The 21,518-nt window shown below is 70.8% G+C and carries 22 protein-coding genes; 12 read left to right on the top strand and 10 right to left on the bottom strand.

Annotation, left to right across the window (positions count from 1 at the left end):
• Entirely contained in the window at positions 1 to 630 is a 630-nt protein-coding gene (locus AC2DFQ_RS02865) for a phosphoribosyltransferase (RefSeq protein ID WP_484532881.1), read from the bottom strand.
• A 116-nt stretch (positions 631 to 746) separates the two neighbouring features.
• Here AC2DFQ_RS02865 and AC2DFQ_RS02860 point away from each other — a divergent pair, with 116 nt between their 5' ends.
• The 3 genes from AC2DFQ_RS02860 to AC2DFQ_RS02850 all read left to right on the top strand — a co-directional run bounded on the left by AC2DFQ_RS02860 (position 747) and on the right by AC2DFQ_RS02850 (position 4,017).
• A complete protein-coding gene (locus tag AC2DFQ_RS02860) occupies positions 747 to 1,790 on the top strand; it encodes an LLM class flavin-dependent oxidoreductase (RefSeq protein ID WP_484509342.1) in 1,044 nt (347 codons plus the stop codon).
• Positions 1,791 to 1,857: 67 nt separating this feature from the next.
• Positions 1,858 to 3,222 carry an MFS transporter gene (locus AC2DFQ_RS02855; RefSeq protein ID WP_484532880.1) on the top strand — a complete coding sequence of 455 codons (1,365 nt, stop codon included), beginning with the start codon at positions 1,858 to 1,860 and terminating at the stop codon, positions 3,220 to 3,222.
• Positions 3,223 to 3,255: 33 nt separating this feature from the next.
• On the top strand, positions 3,256 to 4,017 hold the full coding sequence (locus AC2DFQ_RS02850; RefSeq protein WP_484532879.1) for an SGNH/GDSL hydrolase family protein: 762 nt from the start codon (positions 3,256 to 3,258) through the stop codon (positions 4,015 to 4,017).
• On the opposite strand, the gene AC2DFQ_RS02845 is transcribed toward AC2DFQ_RS02850, so the two are convergent.
• Positions 3,998 to 4,564 (bottom strand): dihydrofolate reductase family protein, encoded by a 567-nt coding sequence (locus tag AC2DFQ_RS02845; protein ID WP_484532878.1) that lies wholly within the window; start codon positions 4,562 to 4,564, stop codon positions 3,998 to 4,000. The genes AC2DFQ_RS02850 and AC2DFQ_RS02845 overlap by 20 nt on opposite strands.
• Positions 4,565 to 4,737: 173 nt before the next feature.
• Between AC2DFQ_RS02845 and AC2DFQ_RS02840 the strand changes: the two genes are divergently transcribed.
• From AC2DFQ_RS02840 to AC2DFQ_RS02820, 5 genes are all read left to right on the top strand, one after another.
• Positions 4,738 to 4,998 (top strand): DUF6458 family protein, encoded by a 261-nt coding sequence (locus tag AC2DFQ_RS02840; RefSeq protein WP_484509346.1) that lies wholly within the window; start codon positions 4,738 to 4,740, stop codon positions 4,996 to 4,998.
• A 119-nt stretch (positions 4,999 to 5,117) separates the two neighbouring features.
• Positions 5,118 to 6,338: a serine/threonine-protein kinase gene (locus tag AC2DFQ_RS02835; RefSeq protein ID WP_484532877.1), complete on the top strand. Its 1,221-nt coding sequence runs from the start codon at positions 5,118 to 5,120 to the stop codon at positions 6,336 to 6,338.
• A complete protein-coding gene (locus tag AC2DFQ_RS02830; RefSeq protein WP_484532876.1) occupies positions 6,335 to 6,895 on the top strand; it encodes a hypothetical protein in 561 nt (186 codons plus the stop codon). The genes AC2DFQ_RS02835 and AC2DFQ_RS02830 overlap by 4 nt, the downstream gene beginning before the upstream one ends.
• 63 nt (positions 6,896 to 6,958) lie before the next feature.
• A complete protein-coding gene (locus AC2DFQ_RS02825) occupies positions 6,959 to 7,876 on the top strand; it encodes an AEC family transporter (protein WP_484509349.1) in 918 nt (305 codons plus the stop codon).
• Between the two features lie 94 nt (positions 7,877 to 7,970).
• A complete protein-coding gene (locus AC2DFQ_RS02820) occupies positions 7,971 to 8,528 on the top strand; it encodes an HdeD family acid-resistance protein (protein ID WP_484509350.1) in 558 nt (185 codons plus the stop codon).
• Positions 8,529 to 8,537: 9 nt separating this feature from the next.
• Here AC2DFQ_RS02820 and AC2DFQ_RS02815 read toward each other — a convergent pair whose 3' ends face one another.
• Both AC2DFQ_RS02815 and AC2DFQ_RS02810 read right to left on the bottom strand, forming a co-directional pair.
• Entirely contained in the window at positions 8,538 to 10,526 is a 1,989-nt protein-coding gene (locus tag AC2DFQ_RS02815; RefSeq protein ID WP_484532875.1) for a S9 family peptidase, read from the bottom strand.
• Positions 10,527 to 10,528: 2 nt separating this feature from the next.
• Positions 10,529 to 11,293: an SDR family oxidoreductase gene (locus AC2DFQ_RS02810; RefSeq protein WP_484509352.1), complete on the bottom strand. Its 765-nt coding sequence runs from the start codon at positions 11,291 to 11,293 to the stop codon at positions 10,529 to 10,531.
• A 124-nt stretch (positions 11,294 to 11,417) separates the two neighbouring features.
• Between AC2DFQ_RS02810 and AC2DFQ_RS02805 the strand changes: the two genes are divergently transcribed.
• From AC2DFQ_RS02805 to AC2DFQ_RS02790, 4 genes are all read left to right on the top strand, one after another.
• On the top strand, positions 11,418 to 11,891 hold the full coding sequence (locus AC2DFQ_RS02805) for an NfeD family protein (RefSeq protein WP_484532874.1): 474 nt from the start codon (positions 11,418 to 11,420) through the stop codon (positions 11,889 to 11,891).
• Positions 11,888 to 12,946: an SPFH domain-containing protein gene (locus tag AC2DFQ_RS02800; protein WP_484509354.1), complete on the top strand. Its 1,059-nt coding sequence runs from the start codon at positions 11,888 to 11,890 to the stop codon at positions 12,944 to 12,946. The genes AC2DFQ_RS02805 and AC2DFQ_RS02800 overlap by 4 nt, the downstream gene beginning before the upstream one ends.
• A 6-nt stretch (positions 12,947 to 12,952) precedes the next feature.
• Positions 12,953 to 13,729 (top strand): glycerophosphodiester phosphodiesterase family protein, encoded by a 777-nt coding sequence (locus tag AC2DFQ_RS02795; protein WP_484509355.1) that lies wholly within the window; start codon positions 12,953 to 12,955, stop codon positions 13,727 to 13,729.
• A 106-nt stretch (positions 13,730 to 13,835) separates the two neighbouring features.
• Complete coding sequence (locus tag AC2DFQ_RS02790) at positions 13,836 to 14,213, top strand: RNA polymerase-binding protein RbpA (protein WP_484509356.1); 378 nt, start codon at positions 13,836 to 13,838, stop codon at positions 14,211 to 14,213.
• A 78-nt stretch (positions 14,214 to 14,291) separates the two neighbouring features.
• On the opposite strand, the gene lnt is transcribed toward AC2DFQ_RS02790, so the two are convergent.
• The 6 genes from lnt to AC2DFQ_RS02760 form a co-directional block, all read right to left on the bottom strand.
• Positions 14,292 to 15,842, bottom strand: coding sequence for an apolipoprotein N-acyltransferase (lnt, locus tag AC2DFQ_RS02785; RefSeq protein WP_484532873.1), 1,551 nt, complete (start codon positions 15,840 to 15,842; stop codon positions 14,292 to 14,294).
• Between the two features lie 28 nt (positions 15,843 to 15,870).
• The gene (locus AC2DFQ_RS02780; protein ID WP_484532872.1) at positions 15,871 to 18,357 is read right to left on the bottom strand and encodes a DEAD/DEAH box helicase; all 2,487 of its coding nucleotides are present in this window, start codon (positions 18,355 to 18,357) and stop codon (positions 15,871 to 15,873) included.
• The gene (gene tatC / locus AC2DFQ_RS02775) at positions 18,354 to 19,112 is read right to left on the bottom strand and encodes a twin-arginine translocase subunit TatC (RefSeq protein ID WP_484509359.1); all 759 of its coding nucleotides are present in this window, start codon (positions 19,110 to 19,112) and stop codon (positions 18,354 to 18,356) included. The genes AC2DFQ_RS02780 and tatC overlap by 4 nt, the downstream gene beginning before the upstream one ends.
• Positions 19,113 to 19,184: 72 nt before the next feature.
• Positions 19,185 to 19,433, bottom strand: coding sequence for a twin-arginine translocase TatA/TatE family subunit (gene tatA / locus AC2DFQ_RS02770; protein WP_484509360.1), 249 nt, complete (start codon positions 19,431 to 19,433; stop codon positions 19,185 to 19,187).
• Positions 19,434 to 19,513: 80 nt separating this feature from the next.
• Positions 19,514 to 20,485: a helix-turn-helix transcriptional regulator gene (locus AC2DFQ_RS02765; RefSeq protein ID WP_484532871.1), complete on the bottom strand. Its 972-nt coding sequence runs from the start codon at positions 20,483 to 20,485 to the stop codon at positions 19,514 to 19,516.
• Complete coding sequence (locus AC2DFQ_RS02760; protein ID WP_484509362.1) at positions 20,482 to 21,474, bottom strand: helix-turn-helix transcriptional regulator; 993 nt, start codon at positions 21,472 to 21,474, stop codon at positions 20,482 to 20,484. The genes AC2DFQ_RS02765 and AC2DFQ_RS02760 overlap by 4 nt, the downstream gene beginning before the upstream one ends.
• Positions 21,475 to 21,518 lie beyond the last annotated feature (44 nt).

Raw genomic sequence — 21,518 nt, 5'->3', positions numbered from 1 at the left:
TCAGGCGGGGAGGTCGGGCGCCAGCAGGCGCGCGACCTCCCCGTCGGTCGTCTGCGGGAAGCGCGCGTAGAACTGCCCCACCGCGCGGAAGTCGCGCGGTCGGTGCGGACACACGAAGGCGTCGGCGACGCCTTCCTCCGGCGCCCAGTCATAGGGCGCGACCGGGACGGCCAGGACGACCTCGCCGGCACCCCGGCGGCGTACCGCGCGGCACGCGGCCCGCGCCGTCGACCCGGTCGCAATCCCGTCGTCGACCACGATCGCAACGCGACCGGTCAGGTCGATCCCCGGCGACGGGTACGCCGCCGTCCGCCGCGCAAGCTCTGCGCGCTCGGCCTCCTCCACCCGCTCCAATTCGGCGGGCGTCGTACCGCTGAGCCGCAGCGCCCGCTCCGAGACGACCCGCACGTTCTCGGCGATCGCCCCCACGGCGAGCTCGGCGTTGCCGTGCGCCCCGAGCTTGCGCACCGGGACCCGGTCGAGCGGCCAGCCGTGCGCCGACGCGACGACGGCCGCGACGACGACACCGCCTCGCGGGATGCCGAGCACGACCGCATCCCGCCCCCGCCACGGGCGGAGGGATGCCGCGAGCTGCGTGCCTGCGTCGACCCGGTCGGCGAACAACGCCATGCCGCGAGGATACTCTGGCCGCTCCGGCCGCCCTCGTCCGCACGCGTTCACCGGGGCGGAATATCAACGGACACGGGGCCGTTGCATGCGACTGAATAAAAAGACGGGAGGCGCTCATGAGCGCACAGCAGGTGGAACTCGGCCTCGACACGTTCGGAGACGTCGCGATCGCCACCGGCGGGTCACGATCCAGCGACGCCGAAACCATCCGGGACGTCGTGGAGCAGGCCGTTCGCGCCGACGAGGTGGGTCTGTCGTTCTTCGGGGTGGGGGAGCACCACCGTCCGGAATTCGCGGTGTCGAGCCCGGAGATCGTCCTGGCCGCCGCGGCGGCCCGCACCGAACGCATCCATCTCGGCACCGCCGTGACGGTGCTGTCCTCGGATGATCCCGTGCGAGTGTACGAGCGATTCGCGACGCTGGATGCGGTGTCCCGCGGGCGGGCGGAGGTCATCCTCGGGCGGGGGTCGTTCATCGAGTCGTTCCCGCTGTTCGGCTACGACCTCGCCGACTACGAGGTGCTGTTCGACGAGAAGCTCGCGCTGTTCCGGCAGCTTCTGGATGAGAGGCCGGTGACCTGGTCGGGAACGACCCGCGCCGCGCTCGACGGCGCCGACGTGTATCCCAAGACGGAATCGGGGCTCACCGCGTGGGTGGGCGTGGGGGGGAGCCCCGAATCCGTCGTCCGCGCCGCGCGACACGGGTTCGCTCTGATGCTCGCGATCATCGGCGGACCGGCCCACCGGTTCCGCCCGTTGGTGGATCTGTACCACCGCGCGCTGGACTCGTTCGAGCGCGGTCGGCTCCCCGTCGGCGTCCATTCGCCCGGGCACGTCGCCGACACCGACGCCGAGGCGTGGGAGCAGGCCTACCCGGGCGTAGAGCACAACTACACCGTCATCGGACGTGAGCGGGGGTGGCCGGCCTACAACCGTCTCCGGTTCCAGCACGACGTCGGTCCGGACGGATCGATGTACGTGGGGTCTCCCGAGACGGTGGCGCGCAAGATCGCCGACACCGTCCGCACGCTCGGCGCCGACCGGTTCGACATGAAGATCGGCACCGGCGGACTGCCCCAGGAACAGGTGCTCCACAGCATCGAGTTGTACGGCACGCGCGTTCTGCCCCTGGTCCACGACATGCTTGCGGAAACCGCCTGACCGGCGCCGCGCGTACGAGAACGCGCGTGCGACCCGACACCCCTCCCGCGCTCTCTAACATGGCGTCATGACCGACGCGGCCACGACCTCGCCCACCACTGTGTCGGAGCGCCTCGACCGGCTGCCCCTCGGCCGCGGCCACATGCGTGTGCTGACCGGATCGGGGATCGGCTGGGCCCTGGACGCCATGGACGTCGGGCTCATCTCCTTCGTGATCGCCGTGCTCGCGCAGCAGTGGTCGCTGCAACCGGGGCAGACGGCATGGATCGCATCGGCGGGATTCGTCGGCATGGCTGTCGGCGCCACCATCGGCGGACTCCTCGCGGACCGTTTCGGGAGGCGCCAGGTGTTCGCGGTGACCCTCCTGATCTACGGGGTCGCTACCGGCGCGAGCGCCCTGGCCGGCGGGCTCGCCGTGCTCATCGTGCTGCGCTTCGTGGTCGGCCTCGGGCTCGGCGCTGAGCTTCCGGTGGCCTCCACCTACGTGAGCGAGTTCGCGCCCGCGCGGATCCGCGGCAGGCTCATCGTGATCCTGGAGGCGTTCTGGGCGGTGGGATGGACCGCGTCGGCGCTGATCGGCTACTTCGTCATCCCGGCGTCGGCCGACGGATGGCGATGGGCGTTCGCGCTGGGCGCGGTCCCGGCCGTCTACGCGCTCGTCGTGCGCTGGGGCCTTCCCGAGTCCCCCCGCTGGCTCGCACGCCAGGGCCGTTCCGCGGAGGCGGAGCGCATCCTGACGGCCTTCGAAGGCGGCGCCGGCAGGGGAGAGGCAGCGGCTTCGCCGGCACCTCCCACGCCGGCATCGGCCGCGCCGCCATCGGCCGCTCGAGCGGGGGAGCGCCTGGCCACCCTGTGGTCGCGCGAATTCCGGCTCCGCACCGCGAGCCTGTGGATCGTGTGGTTCTGCGTCAACTTCTCGTACTACGGAGCGTTCATCTGGATTCCCACGATCCTCGTCGCGTCCGGGTACGACCTCGTCCGCTCGTTCGGCTTCACGCTGATCATCACCCTCGCACAGCTCCCCGGATACGCGGTCGCTGCCTGGCTCATCGAGGTGTGGGGACGCCGCGCAACGCTGGCGGCGTTCCTCGCCGGCTCCGCCGTGTCGGCCGTCCTGTTCGGTACCGCGACGAGTGAGGGAATGGTCATCCTCACCGGCATGGCCCTGTCCTTCTTCAACCTGGGCGCCTGGGGAGCTCTCTACGCCGTATCGCCGGAGACCTATCCCACGTCCGTGCGCGCAACCGGAAGCGGATGGGCAGCCGGAGTGGGACGCATCGCGTCGATCATCGCGCCGCTCGCGGTGCCGCCCCTGCTCGCCGCCGGCGGCGCGCCGGTCCTGTTCATCGTCTTCGCCGGCTTCTTCGCGGTGGCCGTTGTCGCGACGTGGGGTCTCGCCGACCGGCGGGGGCGCGCGCTGGACGAGCGGTGAGGTCCTCGCCCCCGCGACCCGTAGGGTAGCGGGGTGGCATCCGTACGCTTGGTCTCCATCGGCGACTCCTTCACCGAGGGGGTGGGCGATGAGCTGCCGGACGGGACCGTCCGCGGATGGGCCGACCTCGTTGCCCAGCAGTGGGCGACGGCGATCGACGAGCCGATCGAGTACGCCAATCTCGCCATCAGGGGCAAGCTCGTGTGGCCGATCATCCGCGAGCAGCTCGAGCCCGCCCTCGCACTGAAGCCCACGCACCTGTCGTTCAACGGCGGCGGCAATGACATGATCCGCCCACGCCCGGACATCCCGCGCATCGCCGACGCCTTCACGACCGTGCTGCGCCGCTGCGACGAAGAAGGCGTCCGCCTCATCCTGCTCTCGGGGGCGAATCCATCCGCGCAACTGCCGCTCGGCCGCATGGTGCAGCGGCGTGGCGACGCACTCTCAGCCGCCGTCGACGGCCGCCTCGAGGAGTGGCCGGACGTCGCGCGCGCGCTGAACTGGCCTGACCGCGAGCTGTCGTCCCCCACGTATTGGGCGGTGGATCGGCTGCACATGAACACGCGCGGTCACCATCGCGTCGCAGCCCGCGTCCTCGAAGCTCTCGGTCTGGACGTACCCGCCGGGTGGTGGTCGCTTCCCGACACGATGCAGGAACGCCTTGCCGGCGCCGCGTACTACCGCACGCACGTGGGGCCGTGGGTGCGTCGCCGCCTCACCGGCACCTCCTCCGGAGACGGCCGCACGGCGAAATTCCCCACCCCGGTGACCGTCACGCCGGCCTCCGCGTGACACGGTAGACCAGCTCGGCGAACTGCCCGGCCTGCCGCACGGACTCCAGATGAAGACGTTCAGGGCCGATCCGGCGGGGGAGGAGCGGCTTTCCCGCCGGCAGAAGAGCCGGCGCCACCAACAGACGGACCTCATCCAGGTGGCCCGCATCGTCGAACTGACCGACGAGGTCGCCGCCGCCGACGAGCCAGATGACACCGTCGCCGGCGGCGTCGGCGACCTCCGGCCAGAAGGAGGCGACATCGCCCTGCACGAACCGGATGTCGGCTCCGGCAGGCACGGCCAGGTCGCGGTGCGTGACGACGAAGCAGGGGAGTGCTCCGTAGGACTCCGCCCACATGCCGGGCCGTTCGTGCTCCTCCATGTTCAGGACCCACTCGTACGTGGCCGCGCCCATCACGAACGCCCCCACCGTCGCCAGGAACGACGCCATGTCGTTCTCGGCGTCATCGGCGCCGGGCACGGCGAACAGCCACGCGAGCGAATCGTTCTCGTCCGCCAGGAAGCCATTGAGCGTGACGGCGGTGTGAAAGACGGTGGCACCCATGCGTCGAGACTAGGCGGCGCCGGCGACACCCATGGAACCGGTTCCATAACAGGTCCGGGGGACCGGCCGGATGTCAAGCCCTCAGGACCCCTCCACGCGTGAGACCATCATGGGACCGCGGCACCGTGCCGCAAGGACGTCGCACGTGTCCGGCGTCCGGAAAGGGGAGAGCCATGAGCATCGGAGCAGGAATCGCGCTGTTCGTCATCGGAGCCATCCTGGCGTTCGCCGTGAACGTGCAGCTCGATGTCATCAACCTCGACCTCATCGGTTACATCCTCATGGGTGCCGGCGTCGTCGTCTTCGTGATCGGACTCGTGCTGATGATGCGCCGCCGGTCCAGCGACACCGTCACGCGCACCGCCGTCGACCCGGCCGCGGGCGAGCGCGTCACCCGTCAGTCCACGCGCACCAGCGGCGACGACGTCGTCTGACGCCACGCGCTCGCTCCTCGGTGGAGGAGCGATAGCAACGACCAAACTGACATGAGCAACGGTCAAACTGACATAATGTGCATTATCGGCAATTGCTCCGGGTGGGCGGGAGGCGCACGATGACAGGCGTCATCGATCCTCCCGCCGTCCCCGCCGACGGCGCTGTCCTGGGCGAACGGTATCGCCTGGAGACGGTCATCGGGCGCGGCGGATACGCCAGTGTGTACCGAGCCACCGACGAGCGTCTCGAGCGCTCGGTCGCCCTGAAGATCTTCGCGGCCAACGCCACCGGAGAATCCGACAGCGCACGCGTCGCCTCCGAGACCCGCGTGCTGGCGTCCCTCACCCACCCGTCGCTGGTCACGCTCTTCGACGCCCGCTTGGACGAGGACCCGCCGTACCTCGTCATGGAGCTCATCGAGGGGCCGACCCTCACGCAGCGCCTCACCGAGGGCCCGGTGGACCCGGTTCTGACCGCCACGTTCGCGGCGCACCTGGCCGAGGCTCTGCACGTCATCCACGCGCGCGGCATCGTCCACCGCGACCTCAAACCCTCCAACGTGCTGCTGCGTCCGGCGCCGCTGCCGTTCGAGCCCCCGCGCGCCACGCTGGCCGACTTCGGCATCGCATACCTCATCGACTCCGCCCGCGTCACGGCCACCGGGACGCTCATCGGCACTGCGGCCTACCTGAGCCCCGAGCAGGCCCGCGGCGCACCACCCGCACCCGCCGCCGACATCTACTCCCTGGGTCTCGTGCTGCTCGAGGCGATCACGGGGCGTCGGGCCTACGCCCAGAACACGCCGCACGAGGCGCTCGTGGCTCGGCTCCTCCGCGCGCCGGAAATCCCCTCGACGCTGCCGGAAGGATGGCGCAGGCTCCTCGGGGCGATGACGTCGATGGATGCCGCCGAACGGCCCGATGCTCACGCCGTCCGGCGCGCCGCCCTTCTCCTCCAGACCGACCCCGCCGCGGCACGGTACGACCCCGCGGGGATCACCATGCCCGACGGTGCGGCGATCACCATGCCCGGTGGCGCGGCGATCACCATGCCCGCTGCCACCGGCGCCTCGACCTCGGATCGCCCCACGGTGGAGCTGCGCCCCGCAGCGCCCACGGCCATCCTCTCGGACACGCCGGGCGACCCGGCACCTGCGTCCCGGTCGCATCGCGGGTGGTGGATCGGTCTCGGCGCCGTGGTCCTGGCCGCCGCGATCGGGCTGGTGTTCGCGCTGATGGTGCTGCCCGGAGGGTCTCCGACCCCCGATCCCACTCTCCCGGCGCTCCCCGAGCCCCTGGGCGAGCATCTTCGCCGGCTCCTCGAGCAGGTGCGGCCGTGAACCGGCGCGCCCCGGCCCTCGTCGGCCTCGCCGTGGCCGCATCCCTCGCGCTCGCCGGATGCGCGAGCACTCCCCCGTCCGAACCGGATCTGCGCACCCTCGTGGTGGCGGCCGCCGATTCCGCCGCCGCGGGCGACCTGACCGGGGCATCCGCATCGATCGACGAGATCGAGACACGGGTGGCGGCCGAGCAGACCGCCGGCGATCTGACAGCCCAGGAGGCCGAGGCGATCCTCGAGACGATCTCGCTCATCCGAGCCGAGCTGGCCGCACTCGCGCCCCCCTCGGTGCCGACGCCCCAGCCCGAGCAGCCCGCCGAACAGGCCCCGCAGGAGCCGCTCCCCGTCGACGACACTCCCGTCGAAGCCCCCGTCGACGACACCCCCGTCGAGACCCCGGTCGACTCCCCCGACGGCGAAGACAGCGGGAACGGCAACGACGGCGGGGGCCCGGAGGAGAAGAAAGACAAAGAGAAGGACAAGGAGAAGGGCCCCGGCGGCGGCAAGGGGAACGAGGGAAGCGGCCCGGGCCCGGGCAAAGGCAAGTCGCACGGGTGAAGCCCCCTAAGCTCGTTCCGTGACGACGCGCCCCCGCCCCTCGCTTCCCCCGCGCGCGCACGCATGACCGGCGTTCTCACCGGCTTCGCCGTCGTGGGCCTGGCGGTGGTTGTCGGCTACGTCCTGGGCCGGACCGACCTGCTGGGTGCGGCGGGCCAGCGCGTGCTGAGCCGCCTCACCTTCTTCGTCCTCTCGCCGTTCCTGCTGTTCGTCATCCTGGCCGGCGCCGACGTGCAGACCCTCTTCTCGGCCCTGCTGCCGGTGTCGGCGCTCACCGCCCTGGCGATGTTCGCCGTCTACGCGCTGATCGGTGCGCTCGTACTGCGGCGAGGGCTCGGCGAGACCGTGGTGGGTTCGTTCTCCAGCGGTTACGTCAACGCCAACAACATCGGCATACCGCTGTCGCTGTACATCCTCGGCGACGCCGCCTACTCGGCTCCCGTCGTGCTCTTCCAGCTCCTCGTCTTCATGCCGGTCACCCTCGCGCTGCTGGATGCGGCCACCGCGGGCACCCGGTCGTGGCGGCGCATCGCCGCTCAGACCGTGAGAAATCCGATGCTGTGGGGTGCCGCCCTCGGAGTGCTCGTCGCACTCAGCGGACTCGAACTGCCGCCCATCGTGCTCGATCCCCTCTCCCTCCTCGCCGACGCGTGCATCCCCGTCATGCTCATCGCCTACGGGATGACGCTGCATGGCCAGCGGGTCCTCACGGCCGCCGGTCGGCGGGTGGATGTCCTCTTGGCGTCGGCGTTGAAGCTCGTGGCGATGCCGCTGGTGGCGTGGCTTCTGGCAACCGCGTTCAGCCTCTCCCCCGAGCAGACGCGGATCGTCGTCGTGCTCGCCGCCCTGCCGACGGCGCAGAACGCCTTCCTGTTCTCTCAGCGCTACGGCGTCGGCGAGATCATCGCCCGCGACACCATCTTCGTCACGACCCTCGGCTGCATCCCCGTCCTGTTCCTCGCCGCGGCGCTCCTGCACTGATCCGACCGGGTCCAAGGTCCCTCGTCTCCTCCCGCCCTGTGCCCTACAGTGGGCCCCGGGCGGCACTCAGCCTGCTCCCAGGAAGGCAGACGCCATGTCCGTGGACCAGTCGTTCGCGCGCGGTGCCCTCACGACGATCCGGACGGCGCTCGGGGTCTCGGGCGCGCTGTCCCTCATCGTCGGGCTCCTCATCGTCTTCTGGCCGGGGCGCACGGCCGAAGTCGCGGTCGCCATCATCGCGGTGTGGGCGGTCGCGGCCGGTCTGGTGTATGCCGGGGTGGGCATATTGGTCCGCGTGTTCTCCGGCTGGGTCCGCGTCGGCTATGTCGTCCTGGGTGCCCTGTTCGTGATCGCCGGGGTGGTGGCGCTGGTCAACCTCGCGGCCGCCACCGTCGGCTTCACCATCGTCCTCGGGGTGATCGTGGGAGCCCTGTGGATCGTGGAGGGGATCGTGACGCTGACGACCCTGGGCGCGTCGGGGTCGAAGGGCTGGGCGATCTTCTCGGGCGTCCTCAGCATCGTCGCCGGCCTCATCCTGTTGTTCACACCGATGTACGTGGGGCTGCTGTGGGTGTTCCTCGGCATCGCGCTGATCGTCCTCGGCATCGTCGGGATCGTGCGTGCGGTCACCATCGGGCGGGGCATCGTCTGACGGCGCTCCTCAGGCGGGCAGGTATCGCCGCCACCAGTCCAGGATGGCGGTGAACCGCTCGACGCGATGCCGCGGCTGACCTGCTCGCGAGAGTTCGTGGTTCTCGCCGGGGAAGATGAGCATCTCCGCCTCGGTCCCCTGACGCTTCAGCGCGGTGTAGTACCGCGTGGCCTGCTCCAGCGGGCACCGGAAGTCGAGCTCGGAGTGGATCACGAAGGTCGGTGTCGTGACACGATCCACCACCGCGAGCGGGCTCTGCGCGCGCACCGCGTCCGGGTCGGTGCCGACGTACTCGTCGCCGAAGAAGCTGCCGATGTCGCTCGTGCCCTGGAATGACACCGGATCGAGGAACCCGCGCTCCACGATCGCGCCGGCGAACCGCGTGTCGTGCGCGATCACCCACGCCGTCATGTAACCGCCGTACGAGCCGCCCATGACACCCACGCGCTCGGCATCCAGGCGGGCGTCCGCGACCAGCGCCCCGTCGAAGAAGTCCATGATGTCGGTGTAGTCGACGGTGCCCATCGCGCCCCGGATGGCGCGGCCGTGGGCGCGTCCGTACCCGGCGCTGCCGCGCGGGTTGCAGTAGACCACGGCGTACCCGGCGTCCACGAACACCTGGGTCTCGTCGAAGACGTGCACCCCGTAGGTCGCGTACGGTCCGCCGTGGATCTGCAGGATCACCGGGAAGGGTCCCTCGCCCTCGGGCACGGCCACCCAGCCATGGACGGGGTAGCCGTCCCGGCCGGGAAACTCCCGCTCCTGCGGGGTGGTGATGCCCGTCTCCCCCAGTGCGCGGCCGAAGTGCGTGAGGACGCGCGCGGGCGCGCCGGGCTCGAGCAGCACCAGCTCGCCGTACGAGTCCGGGGTGCTGACGGATGCGACGATCCGCTGCCCGGCGGCCGCCACCCCGGTCGCCTCGACGTCGCCGCCGAGCAGCTCAGAGACCGTTCCGTCCCTCGTGACACGGAGGATCCGCATGCGGCCGCGGGTGCGGTCCTGCACCAGCACGTCGTCGCCGACCGGGGTGGCCCGGCTGCCGACCTCGCCCAGGTCGATCGTCTCGGGCTCGGTGAGAAGATGCGGACCAGCCGGCCCCAGCATCCACAGGGCGACGCCGGGGGCCACGAAGTCGGTCCCGCGCGGCCCCACGTCGTTCGCGAGGAGGAACACGGTGCCGTCATCGGCGACCGCCACGTCGTCGACCGAGAGGTTGGCGGACCTGGGGAGCACCTCCCGCATCCCCCCGCCGTCGACGGCGACGGCCACGACGCGGCTGCGGAGGTCACGGATGTCGTGCTCGATCACGTCCGGCACGACGAGGATCTCCCGGCCGTCGGAGGTCCACACGGCGCCGTGCCAGCTCGCCGGTCCCTCGGTGAGGGCGACGGCCTCCGCAGCCACCACGGTGGTCGTCGGCTCGTCCTCCCCCTCGGCCAGCACGCGCGAGGCCGGCTCATAGAACGGCTCGCCGTCCACGGCGGGCGCGTCGATGAGGAAGAGCTGGGCCGGCCGATCGGCGAGGTACCCCAGGCCGTCGGCCTGCCAGCGGACGCCGGTGATGTGCCGGGGCGCCTCGGCGGCGGCGTCGAGGCCCTTGACGGTGCCGTACCGGCCCGGCTCGGCGATCCGCGCCGTGTACGCGATCCGCGTGCCGTCGGGTGACCACGCGAAGTCCTCCACACCGGAGGGGGCGTCGGTGGCCTGCACGGGTTCCCCTCCCCCGGCTCCGACGACGAACACCTGCGTGCGGCCCTGGGCATCGGCGCGCAGGAAGGCGATGTGCGCGTCATCGCGGGTGAGTGCCGGGCTCGCGTCGGCGGTGCCGCGCGTGAACCGGCGCGGCTTTCCCCCGGGAAGGTCGATCCGCCACAGTTGCCCGACATTGCGGTTGGCCGCGACATCCGGGCGCGACGTGGCGAACACCGCGAACGAACCGTCGCTCGCGATGGCGGGCCGGCCCACCCGGACCAGTGCGTCGATGTCCGTCGGGCGCATGCTCACTCGGGTTCGAAGGACGATGTGTCGCCGATGAGACGCGTGTTGTCAGCCGGTATCGGCTCGATCGCCGCGCGCGCGACCTCGGCGGCGAACTCCGCGACGTTGTAGAGCCGCCCCGCCGACTCGCGGCGCGTGGCGATGGCTCCGGGGTTCGCGCGCTCGAGCAGGGTCGCCGTGATGGTCCCCTCGATCATGTCTCCCGAGACCACGACGAATCCGATGCCGCGCTCGGCGAGCTCGGGGATGAACTCGCGCAGGGCGTCCTCCCCGGCACGCTTGGACAGGGCGACCGGCTCGTACTCCGGCATCGTGGGGGTGGTCCGGATGAAGTGGGCCTGGTGGCTCGTGACGAACACCACGCGGGCGCCGTCCCCGAGGAGCGGCAGAGCCGCCTCGAGCACCCGCACCTGCGCGTCGCGGTTCAGCTGGAGCGCGTAGTCCTCGCCCATCCCCGCCTCCATGCCGCCGGACGCATTGAGCACGAGCACATCGAGGGCTCCGAACGCCCGCTCCACCTCCGAGGCCATCGCCTCGACGGAGGCGGGATCGGTGAGGTCTGCTCCCACCACCAGCACCTGCACCCCGAGGCTGCGGAGCTCCGTGGCGAGCTTCTCGGCGCGGGGCGCCTTGTTGCGGTAGTTGATCACGACGTTCGCACCGGCCTCGGCGAGGTAGCGCGCGGTGTCCGCGCCGATCCCGCGGGACGACCCTGTGACGAGGGCGGTCTTGCCGCGGAGCGAGTCGGGCGGGAGAATCTGGGACACGGGGAGCTCCTGAAGTCGGCGGTTTCCTGCACCGCGGCGGCCGTTCGCGCGGGCTGTTCGACCCTACCAATCCGTGCCCGCGCACGACCGTGCGTGGGACCGTCTGCGGGCAAGGAGGCGCACCATGGAGCTGCTCCAGACCATCGGCCAGTGGGCATGGATCGGATGGGTGGTGCTGATGCTGATCTTCCTGGTCGTGGAGATGCTCACCCTCGACCTGACCTTCCTGATGCTGTCGGTCGGCGGACTGGCCGGCCTCGGCGCCGATCTCCTCGGCGCCCCGCTCTGGCTGCAGGTGATCGTGGCCGCCGGCGTCGCGGCGGTCCTGCTGTTCGCCCTCCGGCCACCGCTCCTGCGACGACTCCACCGCGCATCCGACACGAGCCCGTCGAACATGGAGGCGCTCCTGGGCCTGGAGGGCCGGGTGCTCGCCACCGTCACGACCGTCACCGGTCAGGTGAAGCTCGCCAACGGCGACGTCTGGACGGCACGCAGCGACGCACGGGGCGAGATCGAGCCGGGCACGCCGGTGCGCGTCGCGCGGATCGACGGCGCGACCGCGTACGTCCACCCCCGACCTGAGGAGGTCCCCGAATGACCGCACAAGAGGTCATCCCGGCCGTCATCGGCTGGGCGCTGGCGGTCGCCGTCCTGGTCTTCGTCGTGGTGGTGCTCTTCCGCGCCATCCGCATCATCCCGCAGGCCAGGGCGGGGGTGGTGGAGCGTCTCGGCCGCTATCACAAGACGCTCCAGCCGGGCCTGAACCTCCTCGTCCCCTTCATCGACCGCGTCCGTCCGCTCATCGACATGCGCGAGCAGGTGGTCTCCTTCCCCCCGCAGCCGGTCATCACCGAAGACAACCTCGTCGTCTCGATCGACACCGTCGTCTACTTCCAGGTGACCGACGCACGGGCCGCCACCTACGAGATCGCCAACTACCTCGGTGCGGTGGAGCAGTTGACCACCACGACGCTGCGCAACGTCGTCGGCGGGCTGAACCTGGAAGAGGCGCTCACCAGCCGAGACAACATCAACGGCCAGCTGCGCGTGGTGCTGGATGAGGCAACCGGCAAATGGGGCATCCGCGTCGGCCGCGTGGAGCTCAAGGCCATCGACCCACCGCACTCCATCCAGGATTCGATGGAGAAGCAGATGCGCGCCGAGCGCGACCGGCGGGCGGCAATCCTCACGGCCGAGGGATCCAAGCAGTCGCAGATCCTGGAGGCCGAGGGCCGCAGGCAGGCCGAGATCCTCCGAGCCGAAGGCGACAAGCAGGCCGCCGTGCTGCGCGCGCAGGGAGAGTCCGAAGCGATCCAGATGGTCTTCTCCGCGATCCACGCCGGAGACCCGGACGAGAAGCTCCTGGCTTACCAGTACCTGCAGACCCTCCCGAAGATCAGCGAGAGCCCGTCGAGCAAGCTGTGGATCATCCCGAGCGAACTGACGGAGGCCCTGAAGGGGATCGGGGACGCCTTCGGCGGGCGGCAGAGCGGAGCGGATCTCCGCCGTTCGCCGCGTACTCCCCCGCCCCGAAGCGGCGGAGCGGACGAGGCCGTCGAGGCCGCGCGCGAAGCGGCCGCAGCGGCCGATGACATCGCGGCGCAGGCGCGCTCCACGATGCCGGCCGGGTCGGGCGATCTCGGCGGGGCGTGAATCGTCGTGACCCATCCCTACCTCCGCGGCACCCGAACGCCGCGGATCCTCGCTCACCGAGGACTGCTCACCGCGGATGCTGCCGCTTCCGGCGTCGTGGACAATTCCTTCGCCGCCGTGGCGGCGGCTCACGCCACGGGGGTGGAGTACATCGAGTCGGACTGCCACCTCACCTCCGATGGCGTCGTGGTGCTCCTGCACGACGAGGATCTGACCCGCGTGGCCCACGATCCCCGCCGCGTGGCGGAGGTGGCCCTGCCCGAACTGATGGAGATGCTCGCGGAGCGAGGCGGGCTGCTCACGCTCGAGCAGGCGCTGGAGTCGTTCCCGACGTTGCGGTTCAACCTCGACGTGAAGGTCGCCGGTACGGAGGATGCGGTCGGACGGCTGGTCGCCCCGCACGCCGAGCGGGTGCTGCTCACGAGCTTCTCGGACGCGCGTCGCCGTGCCGCGCTCGCCGCCGCCGAACGGGCCGGTGCCCCGATCCTCCCGGCGACCGCACCCGGATCCCGCGTGCTCGCACAGCTTCTCGCGGCGCTCGCCGTGCGGAGCCGCCGCGGCGTGGATGCCGCGCTGCGCGGAGTGGACGCCCTGCAGATTCCGGAGCGGCACCGCGGGAGACGGGTCCTCACTCCTCGCCTGATCGACGCCGCCCACGCGAGGGACGTGGAGGTCCATGTCTGGACCGTGAACGACCTGTCGGACATGGAGCGTCTGCTCGCGACCGGTGTGGACGGCCTCGTGACCGATCGCGCCGATGTGGCGCTGACCCTCGTCGCGTGACCACTCCCGCTGAGCATCCTCTGTGAATGCGCGACGACGCGCGCCCGTTCGGATGGATCGCCCAGGTCAGAACGTTATACCTGGACAGCGACGAGAGGACCATAAAATGGCAGACCGCAGTCTGCGCGGAGTCCGACTCGGCGCCCAGAGCCTACAAAGCGAAGAGGGCGTCGTGTTCCACGACCGCGCACAGCACATCTACACCTGCACGTCCTGTGGACGTGACACGACACTGACGTTCGCCGCCGACGCGGAAGTACCCCCGTCCTGGGAGTGCCGCACGTGCGGCGCCGAGGCGCTGCTTCGCATCGGTGAGGGCACCGCCACCGTCGACCACAGCGAAGACAAGGCCGCCCGCACGCACTGGGACATGCTCCTGGAGCGGCGCACGATGCCCGAGCTGGAAGAGCTTCTCGAAGAGCGTCTCGCCTACATCCGCGCGCGCCGCGGTGGCGGAGATGCCACGGAAAAGATCTCAGCCTGAGTCCAGGCACCACCGACGCCGGCCCCGTTTCGGGGTCGGCGTCGTCGTGTCTCCGCCGGTGTTCCGCTCCCGGCGAGGTCATCGGTCGTGGGCCACCCGCTGACGTGTCCGGAGCGTGGCGGCGACGCCGAGGGCGGCGAGGGCGAGCACACTCCCCCACCCGATGATCGCCTGCAGGGCGGATCCGAGGACCACGGCGGGCGTCAGCCCCTCCCGCAGCGGCACCTCGGTGAGCATGGTGCCCGCCTCACCCGCCGGGAGAGCGTCGATGACGCTGCCGTCCGGGGCGATCACCTGACTCGTGCCGACCGTGGAGATGTTCACCACCGCCCGCCCCGTCTCGATGGCCCGCATCCGCGCGAAGGCCAGCTGCTGAAGGTTCTCGTCCGTATCGCGGAAGTCGGCGTTGTTCGTCTGGAAGACGTAGAGCTGAGCGCCCTCGCGCGCGCCGTCCCACAGCACGTCGTCGTAGATGACGTCGAAGCAGATCGCCAGGCCGATGGCGATCCCGCCGAGATCGACCACCGGCGGGTTGGTCCCCGGCGAGTATTCCCGACCGATGAGACCGACGAGGTCGGGCGCGACCGCCTGGAAGAACCACCGGTCGGGCACATACTCGCCGAAGGGCACCGGATGCGTCTTGTCGTGGAGCTGCGGGGCGTCTTCGCCCGCGGTCCACAGCATCGAGGTGTTGAAGACGTCGTCGCCACGGGCCGTGGCGGCGTTGACCAGCAACGGCGCGCCGACGCGTTCGGCCAGGGCGTCCAGCGTGCGCTCCGCTCCCGCGTTCGTCAGGGGGTCGGCATCCACGCCCCCCTCCGGCCAGACCAGGAGATCCAACTCCTCGCCGAACAGCGGCGACGTCGCTTCCAGCTGCGCGTTGAGGACGTCTCCCGGTCCGCGCGGGTCGAAGTACCCCGTCGGTCCGTTCCCCTGGACGCTTCCCACCCGGAGCGTCCCGGCCGCCGCGGTCGGGAAGGAGGGGACGGCGACGAGGACGACGGCCAGCGCCACGGCGGGGAGGGCCGTCCGCACGTCGCGGAACCGCCCGATCCGGGCCCATTCCAGCACCGCCGCGGCAAAGGCGACCATGAGGAAGGTCAGCCCGGTCACGCCGACCCAGGACGTGAGCGAGCCCAGGGGGCTTTCGGACTGGCTCATCCCGATGCGCCCCCATGGGAATCCCGTGTACGGCCACGAGCCCATCACGAGCTCGCGCATCGTCCACAGACCGGCCACGAGCACCGGCAGGAGGAGCAGACGCGACCACCGCCCCGGGAGGACCCGCGGAAGCCACCGGTACGCGAGGGTGATCGGCACGGAGCCCACCGCCCAGAACACGGTCTCTGCCCCGGCCAGACCGAACCACGGGATGACCCCGAGGTAGCGGGTGGTCCACGAGACGTGGACGAACCAGAAGGCGGCGCCGAAGACGGCTCCCACCAGCAGCGCACCGCCGACGCTCCGGCCGATCAGCGACGCGAGGGCGAACGCGACTCCGACGAACGCGAGGGGCCACCAGCCGATGTCGGGGAAGGCCGCATCCAGCGCGAGACCGCCCACGCCCGCCGTGAGCACCGCTGCCCACAGCGGCAGCAGCGGGCGGGGGGCGGGCACGGATTCGACCATAGCTTCGGGATGCTGACTACCGGCTGTGTCACACGGTGGAGTAGGCCACGATGCCCCGGCGCACGCCGTCCAGCGCGCGGCGGGCCACCGTTGCTACGGGGGCGTCGGCGACCAGCGACAGCTGGTCGAGCAGGTCGATGGTCTGCTTGGCCCAGCGCACGAAGTCGCCCGCCGCCATATCGGCGTCGGCGAGCACCCGGTCAAGCGGTGCGCCGCGGGTCCACTGGTGCATGGCGCTGGCCAGCCCCGCCGCGATCGGCTCGGTGCCGGGGAGCCGGTGCTCGCGCTCGAGGTCGTCGAGCTCCTGCCACAGCGTCTGGGTGGCATCCAGCGCGGGACGGAACGCGCCGCGCGGCAGCCCGTACTCCCCCGGGCCGGCGTCGTCGCGGCGCGGCTCGTAGACCAGCGAGCAGGCGATCGCCGCGAGGGCCGGGGCATCCAGTCCGGTCCACAGGCCACAGCGAAGCGATTCGGCCACGAGCAGGTCGCGTTCGCCGTAGATGCGCCGCATCGTCCGTCCGGCGGGCGTGAGGCGCGTGGCGCCGTCCTCGTCCACCGCGACGTACTGCAGTTCGGTGAGAACGTCCACGACCCGATCGAAGATGCGGGCGACCGTGCCGGTGCGGGTCTGGATCTGCGCGCGGATCTTGTCGGTCGTGCGCTTGAGCTTCCAGTACCGCTCGCCCCACCGCGCGTGGTTCTCGCGGTCGGGGCACGAGTGGGCCGGGTGCCGCAGCATCCGCTTGCGCAGCGACGCGATCTCGCGCAGGCGCTGCTCGCGGGTGGCACGGGATGCCGTCGCGTCGCGGCGGTTCAGCTTCTCGGCTTCGGAGAGGTCGCGGCGGATGGCGGAGTACTCGCGGAAGTCCCCGCGGTCGCACGTCATCGCCTTCTCGTACCCCGCGAGGGATTCTTCGTTCTCGCGCACCTGGCGGGCGAGGCCGACCACGGACCGGTCGGCCTGGAACTGCGCGAACGACGACTCCAGGATTTCGCGCGAGCGTGGCCGGCCGAACTGGTCGAGGAGGTTCACGGCCATGTTGTAGGTCGGGCGGAAGCTCGAGTTCAACGGGTAGGTGCGGCGCGAGGCGAGAGCCGCCACCGCCTGCGGGTCGAGACCTTCGGTCCACTGGATGACGGCGTGACCTTCGACGTCGATGCCGCGGCGACCGGCGCGGCCGGTGATCTGCGTGTACTCCCCCGACGTGATCGCCACCCGGGCTTCGCCGTTGAACTTCTCCAGCTTTTCCAGCACCACGGTGCGGGCCGGCATGTTGATGCCCAGCGCGAGGGTCTCGGTCGCGAAGACGGCTTTGACGAGCTTGCGCTGGAAGAGGTACTCGACGACCTCTTTGAAGGCCGGGAGGAGCCCCGCGTGGTGGGCGGCGACGCCCCGCTCCAGGTTCTCCCGCCACTCCCAGAACCCGAGCACCGCCAGATCCTCGTCACGGAGAGTCCGCGTGCGCTCCTCGACGATCTCGCGGATCTCCCGGCGCTCCTCCTCCGTGGTCAGCCGCAGTTTCGCCCGGCGCATCTGCTGCACCGCCGCGTCGCACCCGGCCCGGCTGAAGATGAAGAAGATCGCCGGGAGCAGGTTGGCGCGTTCGAGGAGCCCGACGACCTCCGGGCGGTCGAGACGCTCGACGCGCTGGACGTTGGCCGAGCGCACCGGACGCTGCCCGCCCCGCGGCGGGCGCCGGCCGTGCGGCGCGGAGCCGGTCTGCTGTGCCGACCGGTAGGACTGCGCCCGCCGGTTGTTCTCGTACGTCGACCCCGACCCCGACCGGATCCGCATCAGCTCCTGGTTGACCTGTGCGGTGGCGACTCCCGCGCGGTCGTCGAACAGCGGGAGCAGGTCGCCCCGGACGAGCACATGCTGCTCGAGCGGCACCGGACGCACCTCCGACACGATCACCTGCGTGTCGCCGCGCACCGTGTCGAGCCAGTCGCCGAACTCCTCGGCGTTGGACACCGTCGCCGAGAGCGAGACGAGCCGCACCGAGGGCGGGAGATGCAGGATGACCTCTTCCCACACGGGGCCGCGGAATCGGTCGGCGAGATAGTGCACCTCGTCCATCACGACGTAGCGGAGGCCCCGCAGCGCCGAGGAATCGGCGTAGAGCATGTTGCGGAGCACCTCCGTGGTCATCACCACGATCCGCGCCGACGCGTTGATGTTCGTGTCCCCGGTGAGAAGGCCCACCTCGTCGGCGCCGTAGACCTCGACCAGTTCGCGGAACTTCTGGTTCGACAGCGCCTTCATGGGCGTGGTGTAGAACGCCTTCTCCCCCGGCTCGTTCATCGCCAGGTGCACCGCGAACTCGCCCACGATGGTCTTGCCCGCACCCGTGGGGGCGGCGACGAGAACGCTCCGGCCCTCTTCGAGAGCCTGACATGCGGCGATCTGGAACTCGTCGAGGTCGAACCGCTGGGCGGCGCCGAACGCGGTGGTGAGGGGATGCTGCGCGCGCTGGGAGGCGCGGGCGAATCGTTCGGCGGGACTCGGGGTGCTCATGGCGTCGCCTCCGGCGGCAGGAGGGCGGCATCACGGCGACGGCGGCGGCGGTCGAAGAGAAGGGACAGTCCCGCGGCGGCGAAGAAGAGCACGACGAGGATGCCCGCCAGCATCAGCATGCTGATGACGTCGGCGGCGGGGGTGGCGAGGGCGGCGAAGATGGTCGCCACCAGCACGGCCACACGCCATCCCTTCAGGATCGCCTTGCCACTCATGACGCCGGCGAGGTTCAGGGCGACGAGGAAGACGGGCAGCACGAAGGCGACGCCGATGACGATCAGCAGCTTGAACACGAAGTCGTAGTAGGTGACGGCGGTGAACAGCTGGGCGCCCTGATCGGGCACGAACGTGGCCATCAGTTCGATGATGTGCGGCATGATGACCACGCCCACCACGCACCCCCCGAAGAACAGCGGCACGGCGGCGGCGACGAAGCCGACCGTGTACCGGGTCTCTTTACCGGTGAGGCCCGGCATGATGAACGCCCAGATCTGCCACAGCCAGACGGGCGCGGACAGCAGCAGGCCGATCGCGAAGGCGATCCGCATCCGCATGTCGAACGCGGAGGTGACGGTGTCGAAGTTCAGGGCGACCAGGTCGGTGCCCCGGTCGGCGGCGACGGTGCGGATCGGCTCGGTGAGCACGTCGATCACGCCGTCGGTGATGAAGAACGCGACGACCATGCCCACCAGCAGCGCCGCCGCGGCGATCATCAGTCGCCTCCGCAGCTCGACCAGATGCTGGCCGAGCGACATGCGGCGATCACCCCGTCGCGGTGTGCCGGGCTGTTCTCCCACCCGTGGCGGATCGGTCGTGACCACGACCGGTCAGGAAGACGAGTTGGGCGTCCCGCCGGGCCGGTCCGCGGTGCTGTTCGTCGCCGTGGGCGCGCCGGGACGATCGGAAGTGCCCGTCTCCACGGCGTCCTCCCGCTTCATTTCCTTGATCTCGCCGCGGAACACGCGGGCCGACTGGCCCATGCTCTTGGCGAGGGCGGGCAGCTTGGCCGCGCCGAACAGAAGCAGGATGACAGCGAGGACGATCAGCAGGTGCCATCCGGTGAAGTTGCCGAGCATGAGATCTCCTCGAGGATTACGGGATTCCCCCAGTGTAACTCCCGGGCCGCCGCGGCGGTCCTAGCGCGGCGGTGCGGCGGTCAGCCCCGGCCGCGGTACTGGGCGAGCCCGGCCTGCGCCCAGGATGCTGCGGCGCTGCGCGCGGCGGGCGGATCGAGGATCTCCACCTCACCCCCGCGTCGGGCGGCGAGGCGTTTGAGGCTGTGCTCGTCGGCCACCTGCAGGACCGCCGTCGTCGTGCCGCCGGCCGTCTCCGTGCGGGCCCGGTCCAGGTAGTCCCCGATGAGCGGTGCGATGGCCGAGGGGAAGCGAATACGCACCACGACGTCGTTCTCGCCGGGCTGGAACAGGTCGGGAACCGGCTCGGCCCCGTGGGTGATCGGGATCTCCGTCAGGGTGAGGTCGCTCACGCGCTCGAGATGGAACGTGCGCATCGCCCGGCGCAGGTGGCACCACCCCTGCAGATACCACGAGCCGTTCGCGATGTGCACCTTGACCGGGTCGACGGTGCGCGTCGTGGCGGCCGCATCCGGCGGTTTGTAGGTGAACGACACCGCGACGCGCGAGCGCAGGGCCTCGTCGACCACGTCGCGCACGTCGTCGACCGGTCCTGTCGCCACGATCACGTCAGCCGGAGCCGCCGACGCGCCGCGCGCCAGCTTGGCGAGAAGTCCCGTGATGAGTTCGTTCGTGCCGGCTCCGGGCAGCGTCCGTGCCAGCTGGAGACCGGCGAGCAGGGCGGCCGCTTCGCGCGCGGTGAGGCGGGGAGAGCGTTCGAGACCGACGCTGTTGGTGATCGAGATGACATCGCGCGAGTCCAGGAGGTCCCAGTCGATGTCGAACAGGTCGTTCGGCAGCTGCCAGAACCCGCCGTCGCCGGGCAGGCCGATGACCGTGAGCTTCTCCACCAAGACCCGCATCTGTTCGGGGGTCACCTCGAACTCGTCGGCCGCCTCGACGATCGACACCTCGCCCTTGCCGATGAGGTAGGGCACGAGCTGCAGCATGAGCGCGGCGCGGTCGGTGGCCAGCATCGGCTTACGCGCCGTCATGCGACGCCTCCGTGCAGCGCCAGGGTCGCTTCCAGGCGGCGGACGACCTGCTCGCGAAGCTCGGCCGGTTCGACGACCCGCACCTCGGGTCCGTAGGAGGCGAGCTCCTCGGCGAAGACATGGACGTCGACGTACGGCACCCGGATGCCCTGGTCGGCGGGGGTCGCCCGTCGCTGCAGCCTCAGCGCGGCCTCGGTACCGGGGTGCACCTCCAGCAGGGCGGTCTGGGAGGCCGCGACCGCCTGCAGACCCGACAGTGCCTTCTCCCCCGCGCCCTCGCGCTGGGTCGCGTCGAAGCGTTCCCGAGTGAGCTCGACCTCGCCCACGATGCGGGAGAGGAGGAACGTGCGCTCGGCGTCGATGTTCACGTCGTAGCCGAACACGTGCCAGCGCGCCTCGTACTCCACCAGCGCGAGCGGGCGCACGCGACGCGAGCGCGGGGCGGTGTCGCCGGGCCGGAGGTACGGGAAGGTGACGACGCGGCTCTGCTCGATCGCGGCCTGGAGAGCCGGGAACGCCGGATCGCGCAGGCTGATCCGCGGGGCGTAGCCGATGATCGGCTCGTCCACGGGGATGCCGAGGGCCCGGATCTTGCGGAGGCCGCTGCGGGCATCGACCGACATCGACTGCGAGCCCCAGACGCTCCCGGCGATGTTCAGCAGCGCGACCTCGGCCGGGGTGAAGGTGATGTCGGCTGGCAGGGCGTACTCGGCGGTGGGCACCCGGTAGCGCGCCTCGCGCAGGTCGTCCGGATCGGCGTAGTCGCCGATCGTGTCGATCGGCACTCCGAGCCCGCGCAGGCTCTCCTTGTCGCGCTCGAACATCTTCTCCAGCGCATCCTTGGATGCGCCGCCTTCGGCCTGCTCGCGGTAGCCGGCCACCGACGACAGGATGGTGTCCTTGGTCAGTCCCTGCTCGGTGGCCATGAGCGCGACGACGAGGTTCACCAGACGCTCCTCAGGAGCGTTCTTCACCGGTCGCGTAGGCACCCTCACATCCTACGTTCGCCCCTGCCGGGGCAGGAGCAGCCACC

This window comes from Microbacterium sp. Z11_20 (assembly GCF_057197605.1).
This window is presented reverse-complemented; position numbering and strand designations above follow the sequence as displayed.